The sequence below is a fragment of the Paenibacillus sp. JNUCC 34 genome (genome assembly GCF_058269055.1).
Genome location: NZ_CM177770.1, coordinates 5,324,351 through 5,341,729, shown reverse-complemented (window position 1 = coordinate 5,341,729; position 17,379 = coordinate 5,324,351). Strand labels below are relative to the sequence as shown.

General features: G+C 46.2%; 19 protein-coding genes. 16 read left to right on the top strand and 3 right to left on the bottom strand.

Annotation, left to right across the window (positions count from 1 at the left end):
* Positions 1–137: 137 nt before the first annotated feature.
* Positions 138–707 carry a xanthine phosphoribosyltransferase gene (locus tag AC2TF5_RS24715; RefSeq protein WP_491299740.1) on the top strand — a complete coding sequence of 190 codons (570 nt, stop codon included), beginning with the start codon at positions 138–140 and terminating at the stop codon, positions 705–707.
* A gap of 38 nt (positions 708–745) precedes the next feature.
* Positions 746–2,107: a nucleobase:cation symporter-2 family protein gene (locus AC2TF5_RS24710; RefSeq protein ID WP_491299739.1), complete on the top strand. Its 1,362-nt coding sequence runs from the start codon at positions 746–748 to the stop codon at positions 2,105–2,107.
* A 74-nt stretch (positions 2,108–2,181) separates the two neighbouring features.
* Here the strand turns inward: AC2TF5_RS24710 and AC2TF5_RS24705 are convergent, their stop codons facing one another.
* The 3 genes from AC2TF5_RS24705 to AC2TF5_RS24695 form a co-directional block, all read right to left on the bottom strand.
* Entirely contained in the window at positions 2,182–2,520 is a 339-nt protein-coding gene (locus tag AC2TF5_RS24705) for a DUF4870 domain-containing protein (protein WP_491299738.1), read from the bottom strand.
* 229 nt (positions 2,521–2,749) lie between these two features.
* Complete coding sequence (locus tag AC2TF5_RS24700; protein ID WP_491299737.1) at positions 2,750–3,040, bottom strand: transposase; 291 nt, start codon at positions 3,038–3,040, stop codon at positions 2,750–2,752.
* A gap of 153 nt (positions 3,041–3,193) precedes the next feature.
* Positions 3,194–4,210, bottom strand: a complete 1,017-nt coding sequence (locus AC2TF5_RS24695) for a serine hydrolase domain-containing protein (RefSeq protein ID WP_491299736.1) — start codon at positions 4,208–4,210, stop codon at positions 3,194–3,196.
* A gap of 337 nt (positions 4,211–4,547) precedes the next feature.
* On the opposite strand from AC2TF5_RS24695, the gene AC2TF5_RS24690 reads away from it, so the two are divergent.
* The 14 genes from AC2TF5_RS24690 (at position 4,548) to AC2TF5_RS24625 (ending at position 17,303) form a co-directional block, all read left to right on the top strand.
* Complete coding sequence (locus AC2TF5_RS24690) at positions 4,548–4,736, top strand: hypothetical protein (RefSeq protein ID WP_491299735.1); 189 nt, start codon at positions 4,548–4,550, stop codon at positions 4,734–4,736.
* 192 nt (positions 4,737–4,928) lie between these two features.
* The gene (map, locus tag AC2TF5_RS24685; protein WP_491299734.1) at positions 4,929–5,678 is read left to right on the top strand and encodes a type I methionyl aminopeptidase; all 750 of its coding nucleotides are present in this window, start codon (positions 4,929–4,931) and stop codon (positions 5,676–5,678) included.
* Between the two features lie 330 nt (positions 5,679–6,008).
* Complete coding sequence (gene coxB / locus AC2TF5_RS24680) at positions 6,009–7,058, top strand: cytochrome c oxidase subunit II (RefSeq protein ID WP_491299733.1); 1,050 nt, start codon at positions 6,009–6,011, stop codon at positions 7,056–7,058.
* 77 nt (positions 7,059–7,135) lie between these two features.
* A complete protein-coding gene (gene ctaD / locus AC2TF5_RS24675; protein WP_491302989.1) occupies positions 7,136–8,983 on the top strand; it encodes a cytochrome c oxidase subunit I in 1,848 nt (615 codons plus the stop codon).
* Positions 8,980–9,606, top strand: a complete 627-nt coding sequence (locus tag AC2TF5_RS24670; RefSeq protein ID WP_491299732.1) for a cytochrome (ubi)quinol oxidase subunit III — start codon at positions 8,980–8,982, stop codon at positions 9,604–9,606. The genes ctaD and AC2TF5_RS24670 overlap by 4 nt, the downstream gene beginning before the upstream one ends.
* Positions 9,607–9,609: 3 nt before the next feature.
* Positions 9,610–9,933 carry a cytochrome C oxidase subunit IV family protein gene (locus AC2TF5_RS24665; protein ID WP_491299731.1) on the top strand — a complete coding sequence of 108 codons (324 nt, stop codon included), beginning with the start codon at positions 9,610–9,612 and terminating at the stop codon, positions 9,931–9,933.
* Between the two features lie 201 nt (positions 9,934–10,134).
* The gene (gene ctaG, locus AC2TF5_RS24660) at positions 10,135–11,043 is read left to right on the top strand and encodes a cytochrome c oxidase assembly factor CtaG (protein WP_491299730.1); all 909 of its coding nucleotides are present in this window, start codon (positions 10,135–10,137) and stop codon (positions 11,041–11,043) included.
* Positions 11,044–11,063: 20 nt separating this feature from the next.
* Positions 11,064–11,528 (top strand): DUF420 domain-containing protein, encoded by a 465-nt coding sequence (locus AC2TF5_RS24655; RefSeq protein WP_491299729.1) that lies wholly within the window; start codon positions 11,064–11,066, stop codon positions 11,526–11,528.
* A 195-nt stretch (positions 11,529–11,723) separates the two neighbouring features.
* Positions 11,724–12,452 carry a hypothetical protein gene (locus AC2TF5_RS24650; RefSeq protein WP_491299728.1) on the top strand — a complete coding sequence of 243 codons (729 nt, stop codon included), beginning with the start codon at positions 11,724–11,726 and terminating at the stop codon, positions 12,450–12,452.
* Positions 12,453–12,517: 65 nt separating this feature from the next.
* Positions 12,518–12,943, top strand: coding sequence for a GntR family transcriptional regulator (locus tag AC2TF5_RS24645; protein ID WP_208915941.1), 426 nt, complete (start codon positions 12,518–12,520; stop codon positions 12,941–12,943).
* Positions 12,924–13,826, top strand: a complete 903-nt coding sequence (locus AC2TF5_RS24640; RefSeq protein ID WP_491299727.1) for an ABC transporter ATP-binding protein — start codon at positions 12,924–12,926, stop codon at positions 13,824–13,826. The genes AC2TF5_RS24645 and AC2TF5_RS24640 overlap by 20 nt, the downstream gene beginning before the upstream one ends.
* Positions 13,827–13,844: 18 nt before the next feature.
* Complete coding sequence (locus AC2TF5_RS24635; protein WP_491299726.1) at positions 13,845–14,747, top strand: ABC transporter ATP-binding protein; 903 nt, start codon at positions 13,845–13,847, stop codon at positions 14,745–14,747.
* Positions 14,740–16,035, top strand: a complete 1,296-nt coding sequence (locus tag AC2TF5_RS24630) for an ABC transporter permease (RefSeq protein WP_491299725.1) — start codon at positions 14,740–14,742, stop codon at positions 16,033–16,035. Before AC2TF5_RS24635 ends, AC2TF5_RS24630 begins: the two co-directional genes overlap by 8 nt.
* A 62-nt stretch (positions 16,036–16,097) precedes the next feature.
* Positions 16,098–17,303: a TraB/GumN family protein gene (locus AC2TF5_RS24625; protein WP_491299724.1), complete on the top strand. Its 1,206-nt coding sequence runs from the start codon at positions 16,098–16,100 to the stop codon at positions 17,301–17,303.
* Positions 17,304–17,379 lie beyond the last annotated feature (76 nt).

The following is a 17,379-nucleotide window of genomic DNA, read 5'->3' as shown; positions in this document are numbered from 1 at the left end:
TGCTATATGGTGATGGTAAATCATGAGTTGTTGTTCAAGCCCACTTGTTCCGTATACCGCGTTTCGGTAACGAGACAAGAGGGGCTTTTTTGCATTGCGGTGATAAAGCGAACATACAAACAATGAGGAGGGGCATCATGCAATTGCTGCAGAACAAAGTCCGGGAGGAAGGAATTGTACTGAATGGACAAGTCTTGAAGGTTGACTCATTCCTGAATCACCAGATGGATCCGGTGCTAATGAAAGAGGTTGGACGGGAGTTTACACGTTTGTTTCAAGGGGAGAACATAACACGGGTGCTTACGATTGAATCGTCCGGTATTGCGCCTGGTATTATGACCGCATTGGAGCTGGAGGTACCGCTGATCTTTGCCCGGAAGCAGAAATCGCTGACCCTCCGTGAGGATATTTATGTGGAGAAGGTGTACTCCTTCACGAAGCAGGAAAGCAATGAAATTACCGTTTCGAAAAAATTCATTCATCCTGGCGATCGGGTGCTCATTGTTGATGATTTCCTTGCCAACGGCGAGGCTGCATTCGGTCTTGCCCGCATCGTGGAGCAGGCTGGTGCTGAAGTGGCAGGGATCGGCATTGTGATTGAAAAAGCATTTCAGCCTGGTGGCCGGTTGCTGACGGAAGCGGGTTATCGAGTAGAATCTTTGGTTCGTATTGCGGCATTGGATAACGGCGTCGTTACATTCGCGTAAAACAATAAATCCAAATCATCAGGAGGCATTCAATTTCCATGGAAGAACAGAAGTTGTCCGCAGAGGAACCGATTTTTGATAAACGTCGTCATCCAGCCAAAACCTTTTCACTAGGTATCCAACATGTATTGGCTATGTATGCGGGCGCGATCATTGTGCCGCTGATTGTAGGTAATGCTCTAGATTTGACGACGGAACAGCTGACTTATCTCATTGCGATCGATTTGCTGGCTTGTGGAGTTGCGACATTGCTGCAGGTATTTGGGAACAAATACTTCGGTATTGGACTCCCGGTAATGCTCGGTTGTGCCTTCCAAGCTGTAGGTCCGATGATTATTATCGGTTCGGAGCATGGCATGTCCGTCATTTACGGTTCTATTATTGCTTCCGGGTTATTCGTGATCCTGTTCTCGGGATTATTCGGCAAGCTGATCACCGTGTTTCCTCCAGTCGTCACCGGTTCGGTGGTCACGATTATCGGGCTGACGCTCATTCCGGTGGCACTGAATGACCTTGCTGGCGGTCAGGGTAGCGATGATTTTGGAAGCCCACTTAATTTGGCGCTTGGCTTTGGTGTCCTATTATTCATAATCTTAATGAATCGTTTCTCAACAGGCTTCCTGCGTTCCATATCTGTATTGCTCGGCCTGATTCTCGGAACATTGGCAGCAGCAGTTTTCGGCGGGTTGAATCTGACACCGCTGCAGGAAGCGGGGTGGTTCCGTGCACCGCAGCCATTTTATTTCGGGACACCGGAGTTTAAGTTAACTCCAATCCTAACGATGATTCTCGTAGCCATTGTCAGTGTTGCGGAATCTACAGGTGTATTTATGGCCCTTGGTAAAATTGTTGGCAAAGATGTTAATTCAAAGGACTTGTCCCGCGGTTATCGTGCGGAGGGAATTGCTATCGTTATTGGCGGTATTTTCAACTCATTCCCTTATACAACGTACTCTCAGAATGTCGGGCTTGTACAGATGAGCCGTATCAAAACCCGCGACGTAATCGTTGTGGCCGGAAGTCTGCTCATTCTGATCGGATTCGTACCGAAGATTGCTGCCTTGACGCAGCTTGTGCCGTCATCTGTACTGGGAGGAGCGATGGTTGCTCTGTTCGGTATGGTTGTTTCTTCAGGTATCCGCATGCTCGGTGACCAGGTTGACTTGAACCGACATGAGAATCTTTTCATCATTGCCTGCTCCGTAGGTATGGGGCTGGGCGTGACGACAGTGCCGGACTTGTTCGCGCAGCTGCCGAACTGGGTCCGCATCTTGGCTGACAACGGCATTGTAGCAGGAAGTTTGACTGCAATCATTCTCAACCTGTTGTTTAACGGATTGAAACAGAATAAGGCCGTGTCACTCCAGACCGGAGAGACGGCAGAAGGGCATGCCGCGTAAGCGGATGCCCTTTTTTTGCGCACGCATCATGCCTTCAAAAATTCCATCAAGCTATGCAATGCGCTTTCCTGGAATTACATCTTTGAGATCTGCTTCTCTGCAAAGTGTCCAATCCAAGGCAGCTTAAACCATCTTCCTTGAATCGCATGGAACATGAGTACGAGCCACAGTAGGACACCGATAAGAGCGAGTAGAGCGGAGGCCAGCATACCGATAATTGGAACGGCGCCGGAGAGGACGTGAGCCAGCGCCAGACACCCGAACGTCAGCAAAGACTGCAGCGCATGGAACATGACATACCGGCTTCTCTTTTCCAGGGCGAGAAAAAAGATTCCGCCCACCATCGGGAATAAGTAACACAGGGTGGCAGCCAGGTTCTCCGGAATTCCTGTGGACGATTTGAATGGAGACATACAACCAACTCCTTGTCTTTAGGGCAAGCTACTATACCATATGAGCGCCTTGGACAAAGTATGTGTGCACAACAATAAAGATGGCACACAAATAAGAAGCAGATCGATATTCCCACTTAAGGGCAATCGGATCTGCTTCTTTATTTTGGTTTAATTCATATGGAGATTGAGCAAATATTGGACGAGCGCATCCTGCTGCTCTTTTGTAAAGCCGGTGCTTTGCGAATGATTACGACCGGGGATCATTTATTTGTGGATTGCTAGTGTATTTAGGCTCTACCTTCTCCTGTTTGCCATGCCCTTTTTCTTTAACAATCAATCGCTCGTCGGTGCGGCCGTCATGATGATTTTCGAAATCCAATTCCGTCAGTTTCCATTCCGTTGATCCCATAATAGGGTCCGTAGGGAAATCTTCACCGCGTTTAAGACGCTCTTCACGCCCCCATTCGTTAGTGTACACACCGTCGACTTCAACCTCTTCACGAGAAACAGGAAGCATGCCTTTATCTTTACTGGACATTTCGGTACTCCTCTCAAGTTGTGTAATAAGATTCCTATGCATAAAGTATCCAGAATAAAGGAGGAATATCCATGACTTATACGCCCAGTAGCTCTGTATTCAGATGAAGTGGATTTTGATATTATGGTTGGTTCAAGTGTTCTCTATTAGAAGTCAATTCTGAATGGATTTTAAAATAAACTGCTCCAGCAGTGAGCGCGGATTTCTCCAACGGCTGACGTGGCTGTCTTGAGTGAAGACAATCACCGCGTCAAGCCCCGGGAATAGGTAAATTTGTTGTCCGCCGTGGCCGTGAGCTAAAGAGAAGGACTGACCGTCGATTTTCCCTGTCCACCACTGAAACCCGTAATCTCCAAAGGCGGGATAACCTTCTACCTGTGGAGCCAGCGCCTCCTTCAGCCATTCCCTCGGTATGACTTGCTGCCCCCTCCATTTTCCTTCGTTCAGACAGCATTGTCCGAATTTGGCCATATCCCGGGACGTAAGGTAAAGTCCGACATGGCCCATGCTGTGGCCTTCCGGACTCAGGGTCCAAGCGCAGTGGGTTATATCAAGAGGTGAGAATAACTGTTTACTGGCATAAGTAAAAGCATCCATTCCGGTTGCTTCACTTAGGGCTACGGACAGAAGGTGGGAATCTGTACTGCGGTACTGAAATGTCCCTATGTCCTTCTCCACTATTGGAAGAGACAGAGCAAAGGAAACCCATTTTCGGTTACGGTGAAACCGATGAATTAGGGGCTCTCCAAGCTTTTTGCCCGTCTGCCAAGCAAAGCCGGACGTCATGGTCAGCAGGTGCCTTAATGTTACCCGATGAAGGAGAGGGTGAGATTGCGAAGTGACGTAGTGTTTAAGCAACGGAAGCACCGGTGCATCGATCGGTGGAAGTTCACCTTTATGAACAGCCATGCCGAAGAGAATGGAAGTAAAGCTTTTGGTGGCTGAGCGAAGGTCGTTTAGTGCACACGCATGATGACCTTCGTAGTAGCGTTCAAATATTAACTTTCCTCCACGTACCAGAAGAAAACTGCGCATTTTGGGGTAGCGGCGAATAATTGCCTGATGTACCTCTTCCAGAACCGCTACTTCGCAGCCCATCTCTTCCGGGTTTCCAACAGGAAAGAACGGAGCAGCAGCTGGTGCTGAAGGTATGAATATCGATTGATTCATAAGCCGATTCTCCTTTCCGGTCAGCGTATATCATTAATTAGGTACGTATCTAACGTTATCTTAACCAAATTCACGATCATCAATGGTTTGTACAAAAAAATGGCCCAAAAAAACATTTTTTGGGAAAGATGAAACAATTAGAGGAATATGATACAATATAAGAATGATTCAATTACATGCCTTTGTGGTATGTATAGTGTCAGATGCATTGGTAAGTTGCTGAATATATCAACCTATCACCGCCAGAACTGCAGTCAGCTACAATTTAACGAGGTAGATCTTTTCGGCATTCTCTTAAACGGAGTTATTATTTCCACGTTTTGGGAGGGGATTCATCATGGCAACGAAAGGTCACAATGAGGTTAAAGAAAGTCTGCGGGAAATGACACGTATTTTCCGGCCTAAGGATCCGAAAAAATTTGTAAAGGAGTATGTCCGGAAGTATCATATAATGGGAGGATATGAAGAAGAGCTTACACTCGTTGTAGAGAATGAGATGGAAAGACTTGATTCTTCCGTATCGTAAGACTTCAACCCGCCTAAGAGAAGCCATTTGCATGTTTCATAACGTAAATTTCACATGTGATTAACTATTTTAAACCGTTTTTGGGGCAAATGCTCCGGAAACGGTTTTTTTGCACGCCTTCACACATATATTGATATTGATACCCTTCTGTTTATGGAAGCGTGGGTTATGCGGCAAAGGAGTGTGAAGGACATGAAGATTGTGATCAAGAGCCGGAAAGAAATAGCGTACATGAGGGAGGCTGGCCGGATTCTGGCCGCTTGTCATCGTGAAATAGCCAAATGGGTCCAGCCAGGCGTCACAACGCTTGAGATTGATGCCAGGGTGGAGGAATATTTGAAGGGGGCCGGTGCTTCCCCTGAACAAAAAGGCTACAAAGGATTTCCGTTTGCAACCTGTGCATCGGTAAATGATGTTGTATGCCATGGCTTTCCAGATCGCAAACCGCTGCAGGCAGGAGATGTAGTGACCATTGATATCGTAGTGAATAAGAATGGGTGGCTGGCCGATTCTGGCTGGACCTATGCTGTTTCGGAACCGGTACCAGCTGTGGCTCGTCTGATGAAAGATACACAGAAAGCACTCTATAAGGGGATAGGAATGGCTAGAATTGGAAACACCTTAGGAGATATAGGTCATATCATCGAGCAGGAAGCCATAATCGGCGGCTACGGCCTTGTTAAGCCGCTGGTTGGACACGGTATAGGCCGTGTTATTCATGAACCGCCGGACGTACCCTGTTACGGCACGCCCGGTAAGGGCAGGAAGCTCAAAGAGGGCATGGTGATTACGATTGAGCCAGTGTTTACACTCGGGCCGTCCGGTGCTGTACTTTGGGGGGATGATGGCTGGACTATTTCGACAGCTGACGGAACGATAGGGGTTCAGTATGAGCACACGATCGCAATTACGCGAGATGGCCCCTTCATCTTGACAGAATAAGAGAGAAGGGGGCCCCTCTCTCTTGTTTTTGCAAATATATACATATTATCTACTATGTTGGAAATTGTCGATGTCAAGATCAGAGAAAGGGGTCGTCATATGAATGAAAGCTATGAAAACGGTTGCAAAATCAGATATAGCGCGACTTTGACAAATTTTCGAACAATTTGTGAACTCCCTGTGAATGATTGACAAAAGGTAGCCTTAAATTTATATTAAATAAGTGATTGCATTAATTGACAGGATTATTTCATCCGTGATACTGCAGGTAGATTACCGCTGTTTGCGCCGGATGGTAGTCTACGAAAATCGGAGAAGTGGGGTAGATCAATGATGAAACGGTGGCAGGCTGTAAAGCGTCTCCTTCCTTTGTTGGCCGTGTTTTCTTTGCTCTTGTCCGGCTGCGGCCGTGAGGACTTGTCAGTATTAAGACCACAGGGTCCGGTAGCTGAAGGGCAATTGGATTTAATTAAGCTGTCGATATCGATTATGGTTGTCGTAGTCATTGTCGTATTTGCCATAGCGACGTATGTGCTGATTAAATTCCGCAGAAAACCGGATCAGAATGAGGTTCCGGAGCAAGTAGAAGGAAACTTCAAGCTAGAGATCATCTGGACGGCTATTCCGCTGCTCCTCGTACTCGTACTTGCAATTCCTACTATTCAAAAGGTCTTTGCTTATGGGGAGAATGATTGGAACAACAAGGATGCAGTTCAGGTAAAAGTTACAGGCCATCAGTTCTGGTGGGAGTTTGAGTATCCACAGTACGGTGTGAAAACTGCACAGGAAATGCTCATACCTGTAGACAAGAAAATCGCTTTAGAGTTAAGAACGGCAGATGTGCTCCACTCTTTCTGGGTTCCATCGCTTGCGGGTAAAATGGATACGAATACAGAAGGAAGCGTCAACAATATGACGATTAGTACACCTAACGCAGGTACATACATCGGTAAGTGTGCCGAATTGTGCGGACCATCACACGGATTCATGGAATTCCGAGTGAAAGCGGTTGACCAAGCTTCGTTCGATCAATGGGTTGAAGCAACGAAAGCCCCGGCTGTACTTCCAGAAGACACGCAGCTTGCTGAGAAGTTTAAGACAAATTGCCTCTCTTGCCACGCTGTGGGCGACCAAGGTGGATTTACGGGTCCTAACCTGACAGGTATGGGATCTCGTGAGACCGTAGCGGGTATCTTGCTGAATGATACGAACGGTGCAAAAGGATCAAAACCGGTTAAAGACAACCTTGTGGAATGGCTTTCTGATCCAGAGGCTGTTAAACCAGGCAACCTGATGCCTGCTCCGAAAGATCTCGGACTCAGTGATGAAGAGATCGAGCAGATTGCCGAATACTTGGCCAATTATAAATTGGAGTATTAATCCAGCAAGAACTTTTAAAGGGGGTACCAAACTTGGCTCATGCTCATAGCCATAGCGTCAAGCGCTACACGGGGTTAATGGACTGGCTGACGACCGTTGACCACAAGAAAATCGCAATTTTATACTTGGTGGCAGGCGGCCTGTTCTTCGGTATCGGCGGTATTGAGGCGATTCTCATTCGCTTGCAGCTGATTAAGCCGATGAACGATCTTATCTCGGCGCAAGTATTTAATGAATTGATTACAATGCACGGAACTACGATGATCTTTCTCGGCGTCATGCCTATTATCTTTTCGTTGATGAACGCGATTATTCCGCTTCAAATCGGTGCACGTGATGTCGCGTTTCCGTTTCTGAACTCGCTCGGATTTTGGACGTTCCTGTTCGGTGGACTCTTACTGAACTTGAGCTGGGTTTTGGGTGGAGCTCCGGATGCGGGCTGGACAGCATATACACCGTTATCCACTACAGAATACAGTACAACTCGTGGGGTTGACTTCTATACCATCGGTCTGCAGATAGCAGGTCTCGGTACTTTGATCGGTGGTATCAACTTCCTGATAACCATCATTACGATGCGTGCTCCAGGGATGTCTTTCATGAGAATGCCGATGTTTACATGGACTTCATTTATTACATCCGCAATGATCCTGTTTGCCTTCCCGGCTGTAACAGTAGGTCTGGTTCTGCTTAGTTTTGACCGGATTTTAGGGGCTAACTTCTTCGATGTAGCAGCGGGTGGTAGTCCTGTACTCTGGCAGCATATTTTCTGGATCTTCGGTCATCCTGAAGTATATATCCTGATTCTGCCTGCCTTCGGTATCATATCCGAGGTTGTCCCGACATTCTCGCGTAAGCGCTTGTTCGGTTACAGCTCCATGGTGTTCGCGACGATTCTGATTGCCTTCCTGGGCTTCATGGTCTGGGCTCACCATATGTTCACGACAGGACTTGGTTCAGTAGCAAACGCACTGTTCTCGATCGCAACGATGCTGATTGCGGTACCTACCGGTATCAAAATCTTTAACTGGCTCTTTACGATGTGGGGTGGACAGATCCGTTTCACGAGTGCGAACCTGTTTGCTATCGGATTTATACCGACCTTTGTTATGGGCGGTGTAACGGGTGTCATGCTGGCTTCTGCGCCTGCTGACTTCCAGTTCCATGATACGTATTTTGTCGTAGCCCATTTCCACTACGTTATTGTAGGCGGATTGGTCTTTGGACTGTTTGCCGGATTACATTACTGGTGGCCAAAAATGTTCGGCTCCATGTTGAACGAAGCTCTTGGTAAATGGACGTTCTGGTTTTTTGCGATCGGATTCCACATGACATTCTTCGTACAGCATTTCCTTGGTTTGATCGGAATGCAGCGGCGGATCGTAAGTTATCTTCCGAATCAGAATTTCGACTTGATGAACTTCATCAGTACCATCGGAGCTATTCTGATGGGAGTCGGTGTTCTTCTCTTCCTGGGCAACATTTTCATTACGGCTCGCAAGCCAAAAAATGCTCCAGCCGATCCTTGGGAAGACGGACGTACGCTGGAATGGAGTATTCCATCTCCTCCTCCGGAGTATAACTTTAAGCAGATCCCGCTTGTACGTGGTCTCGATGCTTTCTGGAAAGAGAAAATGGCAGGTAACAAACAGATGACTCCGGCTGAACCGGTCGGTCCGATCCATATGCCTTCACCAACCATTTTACCTTTCGTTATGTCACTTGGTCTTTTCATTGCAGGTCTTGGTTTTATGTTCAGTAACGAAAAGTTCTCGAACTCCTTTATGAGTTTGATCTTCAACAACTACATTGTTCTGATTATCGGCCTTGTGATAACGTTCGGCTCTATGCTTGTTCGTTCTCTGTACGATGATCATGGTTATCACATTGAACCCGAAGAACTGGAAGAGGAGGTAAAGTCATGACATCCGCACACGCAGAACCGGTAAACGGAGAACTTCCTCACGAGCCGGAAAAAGCGACCTTGGAAGGCCGTAATAAGATTATCGGAAACTGGCTCTTCCTTGGCGGAGAGGCTGTTCTCTTCGGCACATTGTTCGCAACGTTCCTGGCTTTACGGAATCAGAACAACGAGGGTCCAACAGCTAATGAATTGTTCTCGCTGCCGCTTACGGGAGTGGCAACATTCATCCTCCTACTCAGTAGCTTGACGAGTGTATTCGCCGTTCAGGCGATGCACAAACATAATGTGAAAGCTCTTAGAATGTGGCTTATGGTTACCGTTGGCTTGGGTCTGGCGTTCCTGGGTATTGAGATTTATGAGTTCTATGAGTATGTTGTACACAAAAACTTCGGTATGACGACCAGCGCATTCTCTTCTGCATTCTTTACCTTGGTCGGCTTCCACGGCGCTCACGTGGCGTTCGGGGTAGTGTGGATCAGCGTACTGATCGGGCAGCTGTTTAAAAAAGGACTTACAGTAGTTACAGCACCGAAAATTTATGTGTCTGCTATCTACTGGCACTTTATTGACGTGGTATGGGTGTTCATTTTCTCGGTCGTATACCTACTTGGAAAGGTGGGCTAAGGGATGACTGCAGATCAACAGCAATCAGAACGTCACGCGGTTAAACACCGCCACAGGCCAGAAGGTCCACAGAAACACATTCTTGTTTTTATTTTCTCTATCGTGCTTACAGCAATCGCCTTTGCGGCGGTTGCTGCTGGTGGTATAAACCCGGTGTTTACGGTGATCCTGCTGCTGGTTATGGCGCTGCTGCAGGTGTTCGTGCAAATGGGTTACTGGATGCACATGAAGGATAAAGGCCATCTGATGCCGATTTTGTTTATGATCGGCGGATTTTTTGTAGCTAGTACAGCTATCGTCATGGCATTATTTTGGGTTTGGTGGTAAACTGAAAAAGAGGTGGCGCAAAGCCCACCTCTTTTTTTCAAAATTACAAATTTGCATGAGACTCATGGTTATATGCTGTACTTATGCTCCCTCAGAAACGGTTACTGTCCGCTGGTTGGACGGCAAAACCGTTTCTGTTCTGTTAGAAGGGCTTTGTCACAATTTAGACAGAATTTTACCCGGTAAAGGGAGGTTTTGGGCATGCTGGGTTTAGAATATTTTAGTTTCGAGGCTAAATGGAGTCCCGTGTTTCTCGCATTCATGCTGCTGGTGACCGCAGGTTATTTCTTGTTTACGGGACCGCTCAGCAGTAGGTTCCAAGGCAGTGAGCCTGTATCAGCGGGAAGAAAAGTACTTTTTGTCTCTGGTATGTTAGCGATGTATATGGCTCATGGCGGGCCCGTTGACCTACTGGGACATACGATGTTTTCATTCCATATGGTTAGTATGGCGCTGTCCTATCTAATGGCTACACCGCTGCTGATTCTCGGTATTCCGGTGTGGATGTGGCGTGCGATAGAACGAAAAAATCCATTTAAGAAGCTCGGTTTCCTGACACGCCCGATTCTTGCCTCAGTTGTATTCAACGGTTTGTTCTCGTTCTATCATATACCAGTCATTCATGACTTTGTTATGCTAAACTTCACGGTGCACCGAATCTACTATGTCATCTTGTTTATCAGCTCGTTTACGATGTGGTGGGCAATCATTCAGCCAATCCCTGAGAAGGACAAGAGTTCAGGTTTGTTGAAAATGGGATATATTTTCCTGAACATGGTTCTTTTAACCCCTGCATGCGCATTAATTATATTCGCTTCTGAGCCCTTATATGCAACGTACAGTGACCCTAATACATGGGCAAAAGCGATGGGTTATTGTGTGCCCGGGGATACATCCTATCTCCTGGAGCAGTTTGGCGGTCCGGCTTTCTTCGGGTATCTCGCGCCTGAGATTGACCAGCGGGTAGGCGGAATTACTATGAAGTTTTTCCAGGAGATCATCTTTGCATCGATGCTGGCCTATGTATTCTTCCATTGGTACAAACGGGAAAATAAAGAGGATGATCCGATACCGACAGAACCGCCTACTAGTAAACTGAATCAAGCGTAATTTTATGGAGGAGGATATTCATGGATTTGTACACACTGTTTCCTACCATTAGCACTACGTTTATCGTCATCAGTGCCCTGCTGGTTGCGATTGGTTGGAGACTCATCATCAAAGGAAAGAGAGAGCAGCATAAGAAGGTTATGATATGGGCTGCTATCACAGCGATCATATTCTTTGTCATCTATTCTTCACGCACCATATTTATCGGTAATACTTCATGGGGAGGACCGGATGACCTGAAACCATATTATCAGGTATTTCTGATTTTCCATATTACACTGGCTACCGTAGCTGCGGTGTTCGGCCTTACAACCCTTACTCTCGGGTTTAAGGAGAAGTATTCCAAGCACCGGAAATGGGGCCGAATAACTGCAGTCATTTGGTTTTTCACAGCAATTACGGGTGTTGTGGTATATTCACTGCTGTATGTTTTGTATCCGGGTGGTCATACGCAGCCCGTGTGGAAAGTTATTTTCGGTATGTAAGTGATCGTAAATGAATGATGTTAAATACATGCAGAAACGCATCCGGCAGTTTGAACTGCCGGATTTTTTTGTGCACCAAATTTGGAATTATTAGGGTTGACACCTTCAAATCAGCACTATATACTGTGTATAAAGATATACACACTAAGCACAGATAAGCACAGTTATATGACATGGATGGAAGGGTGAACGGAGTTGCAGATCGTTAACCATGCGTTGAAGATTGTGTCTAAAGACATCAAGTGTGATAAGTTCCAGTGGCTGTGGACCATTATTTTTATGCTTTATATGGCAATCTCATTCAGCTTTATGATAAACAGCTTGTTTAAGGATCATGATTTTTTTAATCCGTTTGCTGATTTTTTTATGCTGATGGTTAGTCCTACTATGGGATTCTTTTTCTCAAGAAAACATTTCAAATATTTGAGTGAGGACTCATACACCCAGATGCTGTTCTTTTACCGGAGTATTCCGGTTCCAACAGAAGCCGTAATATTGAGCAGAGCATTCATGGGCTTAACGGCTTTTGTTATGAATGGAATTATTTTTTTCGGGGTTACTTACGCAATTGCATCGGACCTTAGATCTTACATGGATTTAGCCACGTATGCTGCTTTCGCGATTAGTTGGCTCGGAATCGGAATTCTGATTAGCGGACTGTTCATCTATTTCGAATATATGAGAAACGGAAAAGCCTATTTCTGGCTTACTATTCTGCTTATGTTTATTTTTGGAGTTATCATGTTGGGATTGATTTTCGTAGGTGGTTTCAAGATAAACCTGTTTGGTTACTTTGTAGTTGCTTCGCATAAATGGAAGCTGTTATCGCCAGTGATGTGGGGCTCGTTAGCTCTAGGACTTACAGGATATACACTGATGTGTCGGTTGACTTATAAGCGTATGCGGTTAAGGGATCTATCATGATGAACATCATACGAAAAATGTTTTGCTGCGCCACGGATTATGTAGACAAGGTGAGGTGAAAGAGGGTGCGAATCCCGATTCAAATTAATGAGCACAGTGCTGAGCCCTTGTATCACCAGATTGAGACGCAGTTAAGGTCACTTATCATCAGCGGACAGATCGAGGAGGGGACACTTTTGCCGTCGATAAGGGAATTTGCCAGTGGTTTGAACTGTAGTGTTATAACGGTTCGTCGGGTGTATCAGGACCTGGAGAATGAAGGTTTGCTGCGAACGCGACAAGGAACTGGGACATTCGTTGCCGGCGTCGGTGATCAGATGCGGGAGCGATTTAAGCGAGATACCGTTGTTGAAGCTTTAACGGCTGCAGTTGATACGGGACTCTCTGTACATTGCAGTGAAGAAGAATTGAAATCGATCTTCATGGAAATTGTTGAGCAGAAATATCATGGGCAAGCGGGAGGTGAAGCCGATGGAACCCCAGTTGATTGAGATGCGTAATATCATCAAACGACGTCGCACCAAAAGCATAGGACCCCTAAATCTATCGATTCCGGAAGGATACATTATAGCTCTGGTCGGACCGAACGGCTCAGGGAAAAGTACCATACTGAATATGATGATTCAGACGGTGTTTCCGGATGAAGGGGAAATCAGCTGGTTCGGTAGGGATTTTCCTAAAGGTCTGCCCTTGGAAATCCGGCAGCAGATCGGTTATGTTCCGGAGCAACTGAGTATAGAGGAGAGATATATGACGGTCGATGATGCGGCTGCGTTCCGTTCCTCCTGGTACAACAGCTGGGATGGTTACTTTTTTGACGAGCTGCTATCCAAGTTTGGTGTTCCTCGCGGCGTCAAGCTGAACAAGATGTCCAAAGGAGAGCGGCGGAAATTCGAAATAGCAGCTGCCCTGGCTCCGCGGCCCAAGCTGCTGCTGCTGGATGAACCTTCTTCGGGTCTGGATCCGTTTGCCTGGAAACTGATGATGGAACAGCTTAGGGGTTGCATGAAAGATGGGAAGACCACAATTGTGTTGTCCACACATATTGTGGATGAAATCCGTAGGCTTGCCGATTATATTATCCTCATGCATCACGGGAAATATCTCGGTATGGTAGAGAAGGATAGCTTGCTGGACAACTGGAAGGAATGCTGGGTTACAGGAGATGCTTCTCTGGTCAGCGAATTGCCGGGCATCGTAAGTTGGAAACAAGAAACGGCAACTACCGTCTCTTTTGTTACAACGGAATGTTTGGAAGTCGAGAGAATATTACAATCTGCCGGCATATCATTTCATCAGACCCGCAGTTTGGAGCTGGATGAAGTGCTGAACTTATGGATACATGGGAATAAACCTGCCGGAGTGCAGGAATAGGAGAGAGGAGTTCATACAATGCAACGATTGCAATTGGAAAATGTGGTTAAGATTTATGCCGACAAAACGGCAGTCAATCAGATTTCGCTTCAAGTGGAAGAGGGGGAGATCTACGGTCTTCTCGGAGCGAACGGTGCCGGCAAAACAACTACCATGCGTATGGTGTTAGGACTTATTTATCCTGATGAAGGTACGATTTTGTACAATGGCAAGCCGTACCGTAAAGAGCTGCGTCGTATTATGGGATATCTTCCTGAAGAGCGTGGCTTGTATCCGAAAGTTAAGGTAAGCGAGCAAATCTCGTATCTGGCGCAATTGCGGGGAATGTCAGCCAAGGAGGCCGATAAGAGTCTTCGTTATTGGCTTGATCGCTTTGAAGTGCCGGAATATTACAATAAGAAAATTGAAGAGCTTTCCAAAGGTAATCAGCAAAAAATGGGCTTTATCGCCGCTGTGGTTCACAATCCGCAAATTCTGATTCTGGATGAAGCGTTCAGCGGTCTCGATCCAGTTAACGTGGAATTGCTGAAGACAACGGTTAAAGAACTTCGCGACAAGGGCACGAGCATTTTGTTCTCCACACACCGGATGGAGCATGTTGAGGAGCTGTGCCAGAACATTACGATTTTGGATCGTTCGAACACGGTTGTTAAGGGTAACCTTAAGGAAATCAAATCTGGTTATCCCCGTGAAGAGGTGTTGCTTGGTACTTCAGGTGAAGTGAAAGGTTTGGAGCAGTTGCAGGGTGTAACTGGAGTCAGCCGAACAGAGGATGGATATTCCGTAAGAATCAGCAACGTAGATGCAGCACAGGCTATCCTGAATACAGCGATGTCACAGAGTGTCATTCACCGGTTTGAAGTGAAGGAACCAACGTTAAATCAAATATTCATTAAGGCGGTAGGTGAATCCAATGAATAGTATGTGGACAGTTATTCGATTTACATTCATGAATAAGGTGAGAACCAAATCTTTTATTGTCACCACTTTGATCTTTGCACTTTTAATTTCAATCGGCGTGAATCTTCCTTATATCATTCAAATGTTTAGTGGTGAAAAAGCAGGTGCGCCTGATAAAATCGGTCTGGTGTATGAGCAGCAGCAGCAGCTTGCAGAAGATTTGACCAAAACGATGAGCGGTCTTACAACAAACTATGAGTTGGTCAAATACGATAAGCTGGATGAAGCTGTCTTGAATAAAGATGTAGCAGACGGAGTTATCGAAGGTTACATTAAGTTCGAAGCACAAGAGGGAAGCAAATTCCCGGCAGTTATATACAGCTCGGAGGACGAGGGAATTGATCCGGAGCTTCAGTCCACGCTTCAGGCGGCTCTTCAAGGACCGAAAACACGCAGCGTTGTTGAAGGATTGACGCTGACGGACGCACAAATTAATGAAATCAATACACCCGTTCAGATTAGTTCTCAAAGTGTTGCTGATCTGAAGGGCGGAGCAGCAGGTGGTGTGACTGCCGGTGAACACCCCGGTGAAGAAGCTATCAATTATGCAGTCGTATACGCACTTGTTATTTTGTTCTTTGTTACATTAATGGGAACAGGCAACATGATCGCCTCCGAAGTAACAACAGAGAAAAGCTCCCGTATTATGGAGATTCTGATTACAAGTGTATCTCCTTTGAGCCAAATGTTTGGTAAGGTTATCGGCATGTTCCTGCTTGGTCTTGCACAGATTGTCACTTTCGGTGTGGTTCTCGTTGTAAACTTGATGCTGCCACACAATGTCGATACTTTCTCGTCGCTGGATTTGAACCTGAGCGCGATTGATCCTATGCTGCTGGTGTTCGGTATCGTCTTCTACATTTTTGGTTACTTCCTGTACGCAGTGATTTACGCAGCTGTTGGTTCCATCGTAAGCCGTACGGAAGATCTTGGTCAGGCTATTATGCCAATTACGATGCTGTCGCTTGCTGCATTCTACATCGCCATCTTCAGCATGGCAGTTCCGAATTCAACGCTGATGAAAGTATCAGCATTCATTCCGTTCTTCTCGCCGACTTCGATGATTGTACGGATCGGATTGGGTAATCCGCCAATGTGGGAGATTCTTGCGTCACTTGCCATTCTTATCGTATCGATCTTCATCTTGGGCTGGCTATCAGCGAAAATTTACCGCACCGGCGTTCTGATGTACGGCAAACGTCCGTCCTTCAAAGAACTGGTTAAAGCGATGAAAGCTTATAAGATGTAATTAGAGAATAAATATTTCTAGAATTTTCACTTTATATCTACTACAGAAGGAGAACTAAATACATGAAAAATTGGAAACGATCGCTCTTATCGCTCATGATTTCTGTGGGTTTACTTGCAACAGCGGCCCCGGTAATGGCTGCTCCGCAGCAACCGGCCTTGAAGGTCGACAACGAAAACGTTGAATTTGCAATGAGTGCACCTATTGTGGATCAGGGAACAACGATGGTACCGCTGAGAACAACACTTCAGAGCTTGAATGTTAAGCTGAAAAATGTACAGAATGGCACCATTCATGTGGTTATTGACGGCAAGGAGATCGCACTGAAAAGTAAGACGAAGCTGATTAATGGTGTGACGTATGCACCGATCCGAACCGTTGGTGAAGCCGCAGGTTACGAAGTTCGCTGGGATCAGAAATCCCGCACCGTGCTGCTTGTCTCCAAAGTAACTGGAGAAGCCGCCCGCGGTTTCATGTGGGAAGTGGAGAATAACGGAAATACCGTATATCTGGTAGGATCGATGCATATTGCGGACGACAGCTTCTACCCGCTGCGTTCGGAAATTGAAGAGGCTTTTGTTGAAGCGGATTATCTGGGTGTGGAGATTGATGTTAGTAAAGCAGCAAATGAAGAGCAACAGAAGCTAATCATGAATATGGGGATGTATCAGGACGGTACAACACTGAAGGATCATGTGTCCAAGGAAACGTATGCGAAGGTTGAGGGAATTCTGAAGCGGAATGGAATGGAATCGAACGCGCTAGATGCGTTTAAGCCTTGGGTTGTCGAGACGATGATGAGCAGCCTTAAATCGGTAGCGGCAGGTTACGAAGCAGCTGCGGGTATCGATCTGTATTTCATCCAGAAAGCCGTTGAACGCAAAGTACCAGTTCTGGAGTTGGAATCCTATGAGTCCCAGCTTGGCATGTTCGATGGGTTCTCCGATAAATTACAAGAGAAGAATCTGAATGCTACATTGGATAACTTCGACACCCTTGACGATACTATAAACCAAATGGCCGACATGTGGAAATCCGGGGATGACCAACAATTGCTTGAGCTCACCAACAGCATCGGCAGTGATCCAGAGTATAACAAAGCGATGTTGGTTGATCGGAATATTGGCATGGCTGATAAAATCGATGGTTATCTGAAAAGCGATAAGAAAGAAGAGTATTTTATCGTGGTTGGCGCAGCCCACTATCTGGGTAAAGATGGAGTCATCCAACTACTGCGGGACAAAGGCTATACCGTCGTGCGCAAATAAACGTTCATTAGTTGATATGAAAAAGGACGAAGGGGGTGTCCCAAAAGCCATGAAATGGCTGCTTGGGACACCCTTC

Coding starts and splice junctions, on each gene's coding strand:
- AC2TF5_RS24655 (WP_491299729.1), top strand. CDS start 11,064: ATGGATTTGTACACACTGTTTCCTACCATTAGCACTACGTTTATCGTC.
- map (WP_491299734.1), top strand. CDS start 4,929: ATGAAGATTGTGATCAAGAGCCGGAAAGAAATAGCGTACATGAGGGAG.
- ctaD (WP_491302989.1), top strand. CDS start 7,136: ATGGACTGGCTGACGACCGTTGACCACAAGAAAATCGCAATTTTATAC.
- AC2TF5_RS24705 (WP_491299738.1), bottom strand. CDS start 2,520: ATGTCTCCATTCAAATCGTCCACAGGAATTCCGGAGAACCTGGCTGCC.
- ctaG (WP_491299730.1), top strand. CDS start 10,135: ATGCTGGGTTTAGAATATTTTAGTTTCGAGGCTAAATGGAGTCCCGTG.
- AC2TF5_RS24715 (WP_491299740.1), top strand. CDS start 138: ATGCAATTGCTGCAGAACAAAGTCCGGGAGGAAGGAATTGTACTGAAT.
- AC2TF5_RS24665 (WP_491299731.1), top strand. CDS start 9,610: ATGACTGCAGATCAACAGCAATCAGAACGTCACGCGGTTAAACACCGC.
- AC2TF5_RS24690 (WP_491299735.1), top strand. CDS start 4,548: ATGGCAACGAAAGGTCACAATGAGGTTAAAGAAAGTCTGCGGGAAATG.
- coxB (WP_491299733.1), top strand. CDS start 6,009: ATGATGAAACGGTGGCAGGCTGTAAAGCGTCTCCTTCCTTTGTTGGCC.
- AC2TF5_RS24640 (WP_491299727.1), top strand. CDS start 12,924: ATGGAACCCCAGTTGATTGAGATGCGTAATATCATCAAACGACGTCGC.
- AC2TF5_RS24700 (WP_491299737.1), bottom strand. CDS start 3,040: ATGTCCAGTAAAGATAAAGGCATGCTTCCTGTTTCTCGTGAAGAGGTT.
- AC2TF5_RS24670 (WP_491299732.1), top strand. CDS start 8,980: ATGACATCCGCACACGCAGAACCGGTAAACGGAGAACTTCCTCACGAG.
- AC2TF5_RS24625 (WP_491299724.1), top strand. CDS start 16,098: ATGAAAAATTGGAAACGATCGCTCTTATCGCTCATGATTTCTGTGGGT.
- AC2TF5_RS24635 (WP_491299726.1), top strand. CDS start 13,845: ATGCAACGATTGCAATTGGAAAATGTGGTTAAGATTTATGCCGACAAA.
- AC2TF5_RS24710 (WP_491299739.1), top strand. CDS start 746: ATGGAAGAACAGAAGTTGTCCGCAGAGGAACCGATTTTTGATAAACGT.
- AC2TF5_RS24630 (WP_491299725.1), top strand. CDS start 14,740: ATGAATAGTATGTGGACAGTTATTCGATTTACATTCATGAATAAGGTG.
- AC2TF5_RS24695 (WP_491299736.1), bottom strand. CDS start 4,210: ATGAATCAATCGATATTCATACCTTCAGCACCAGCTGCTGCTCCGTTC.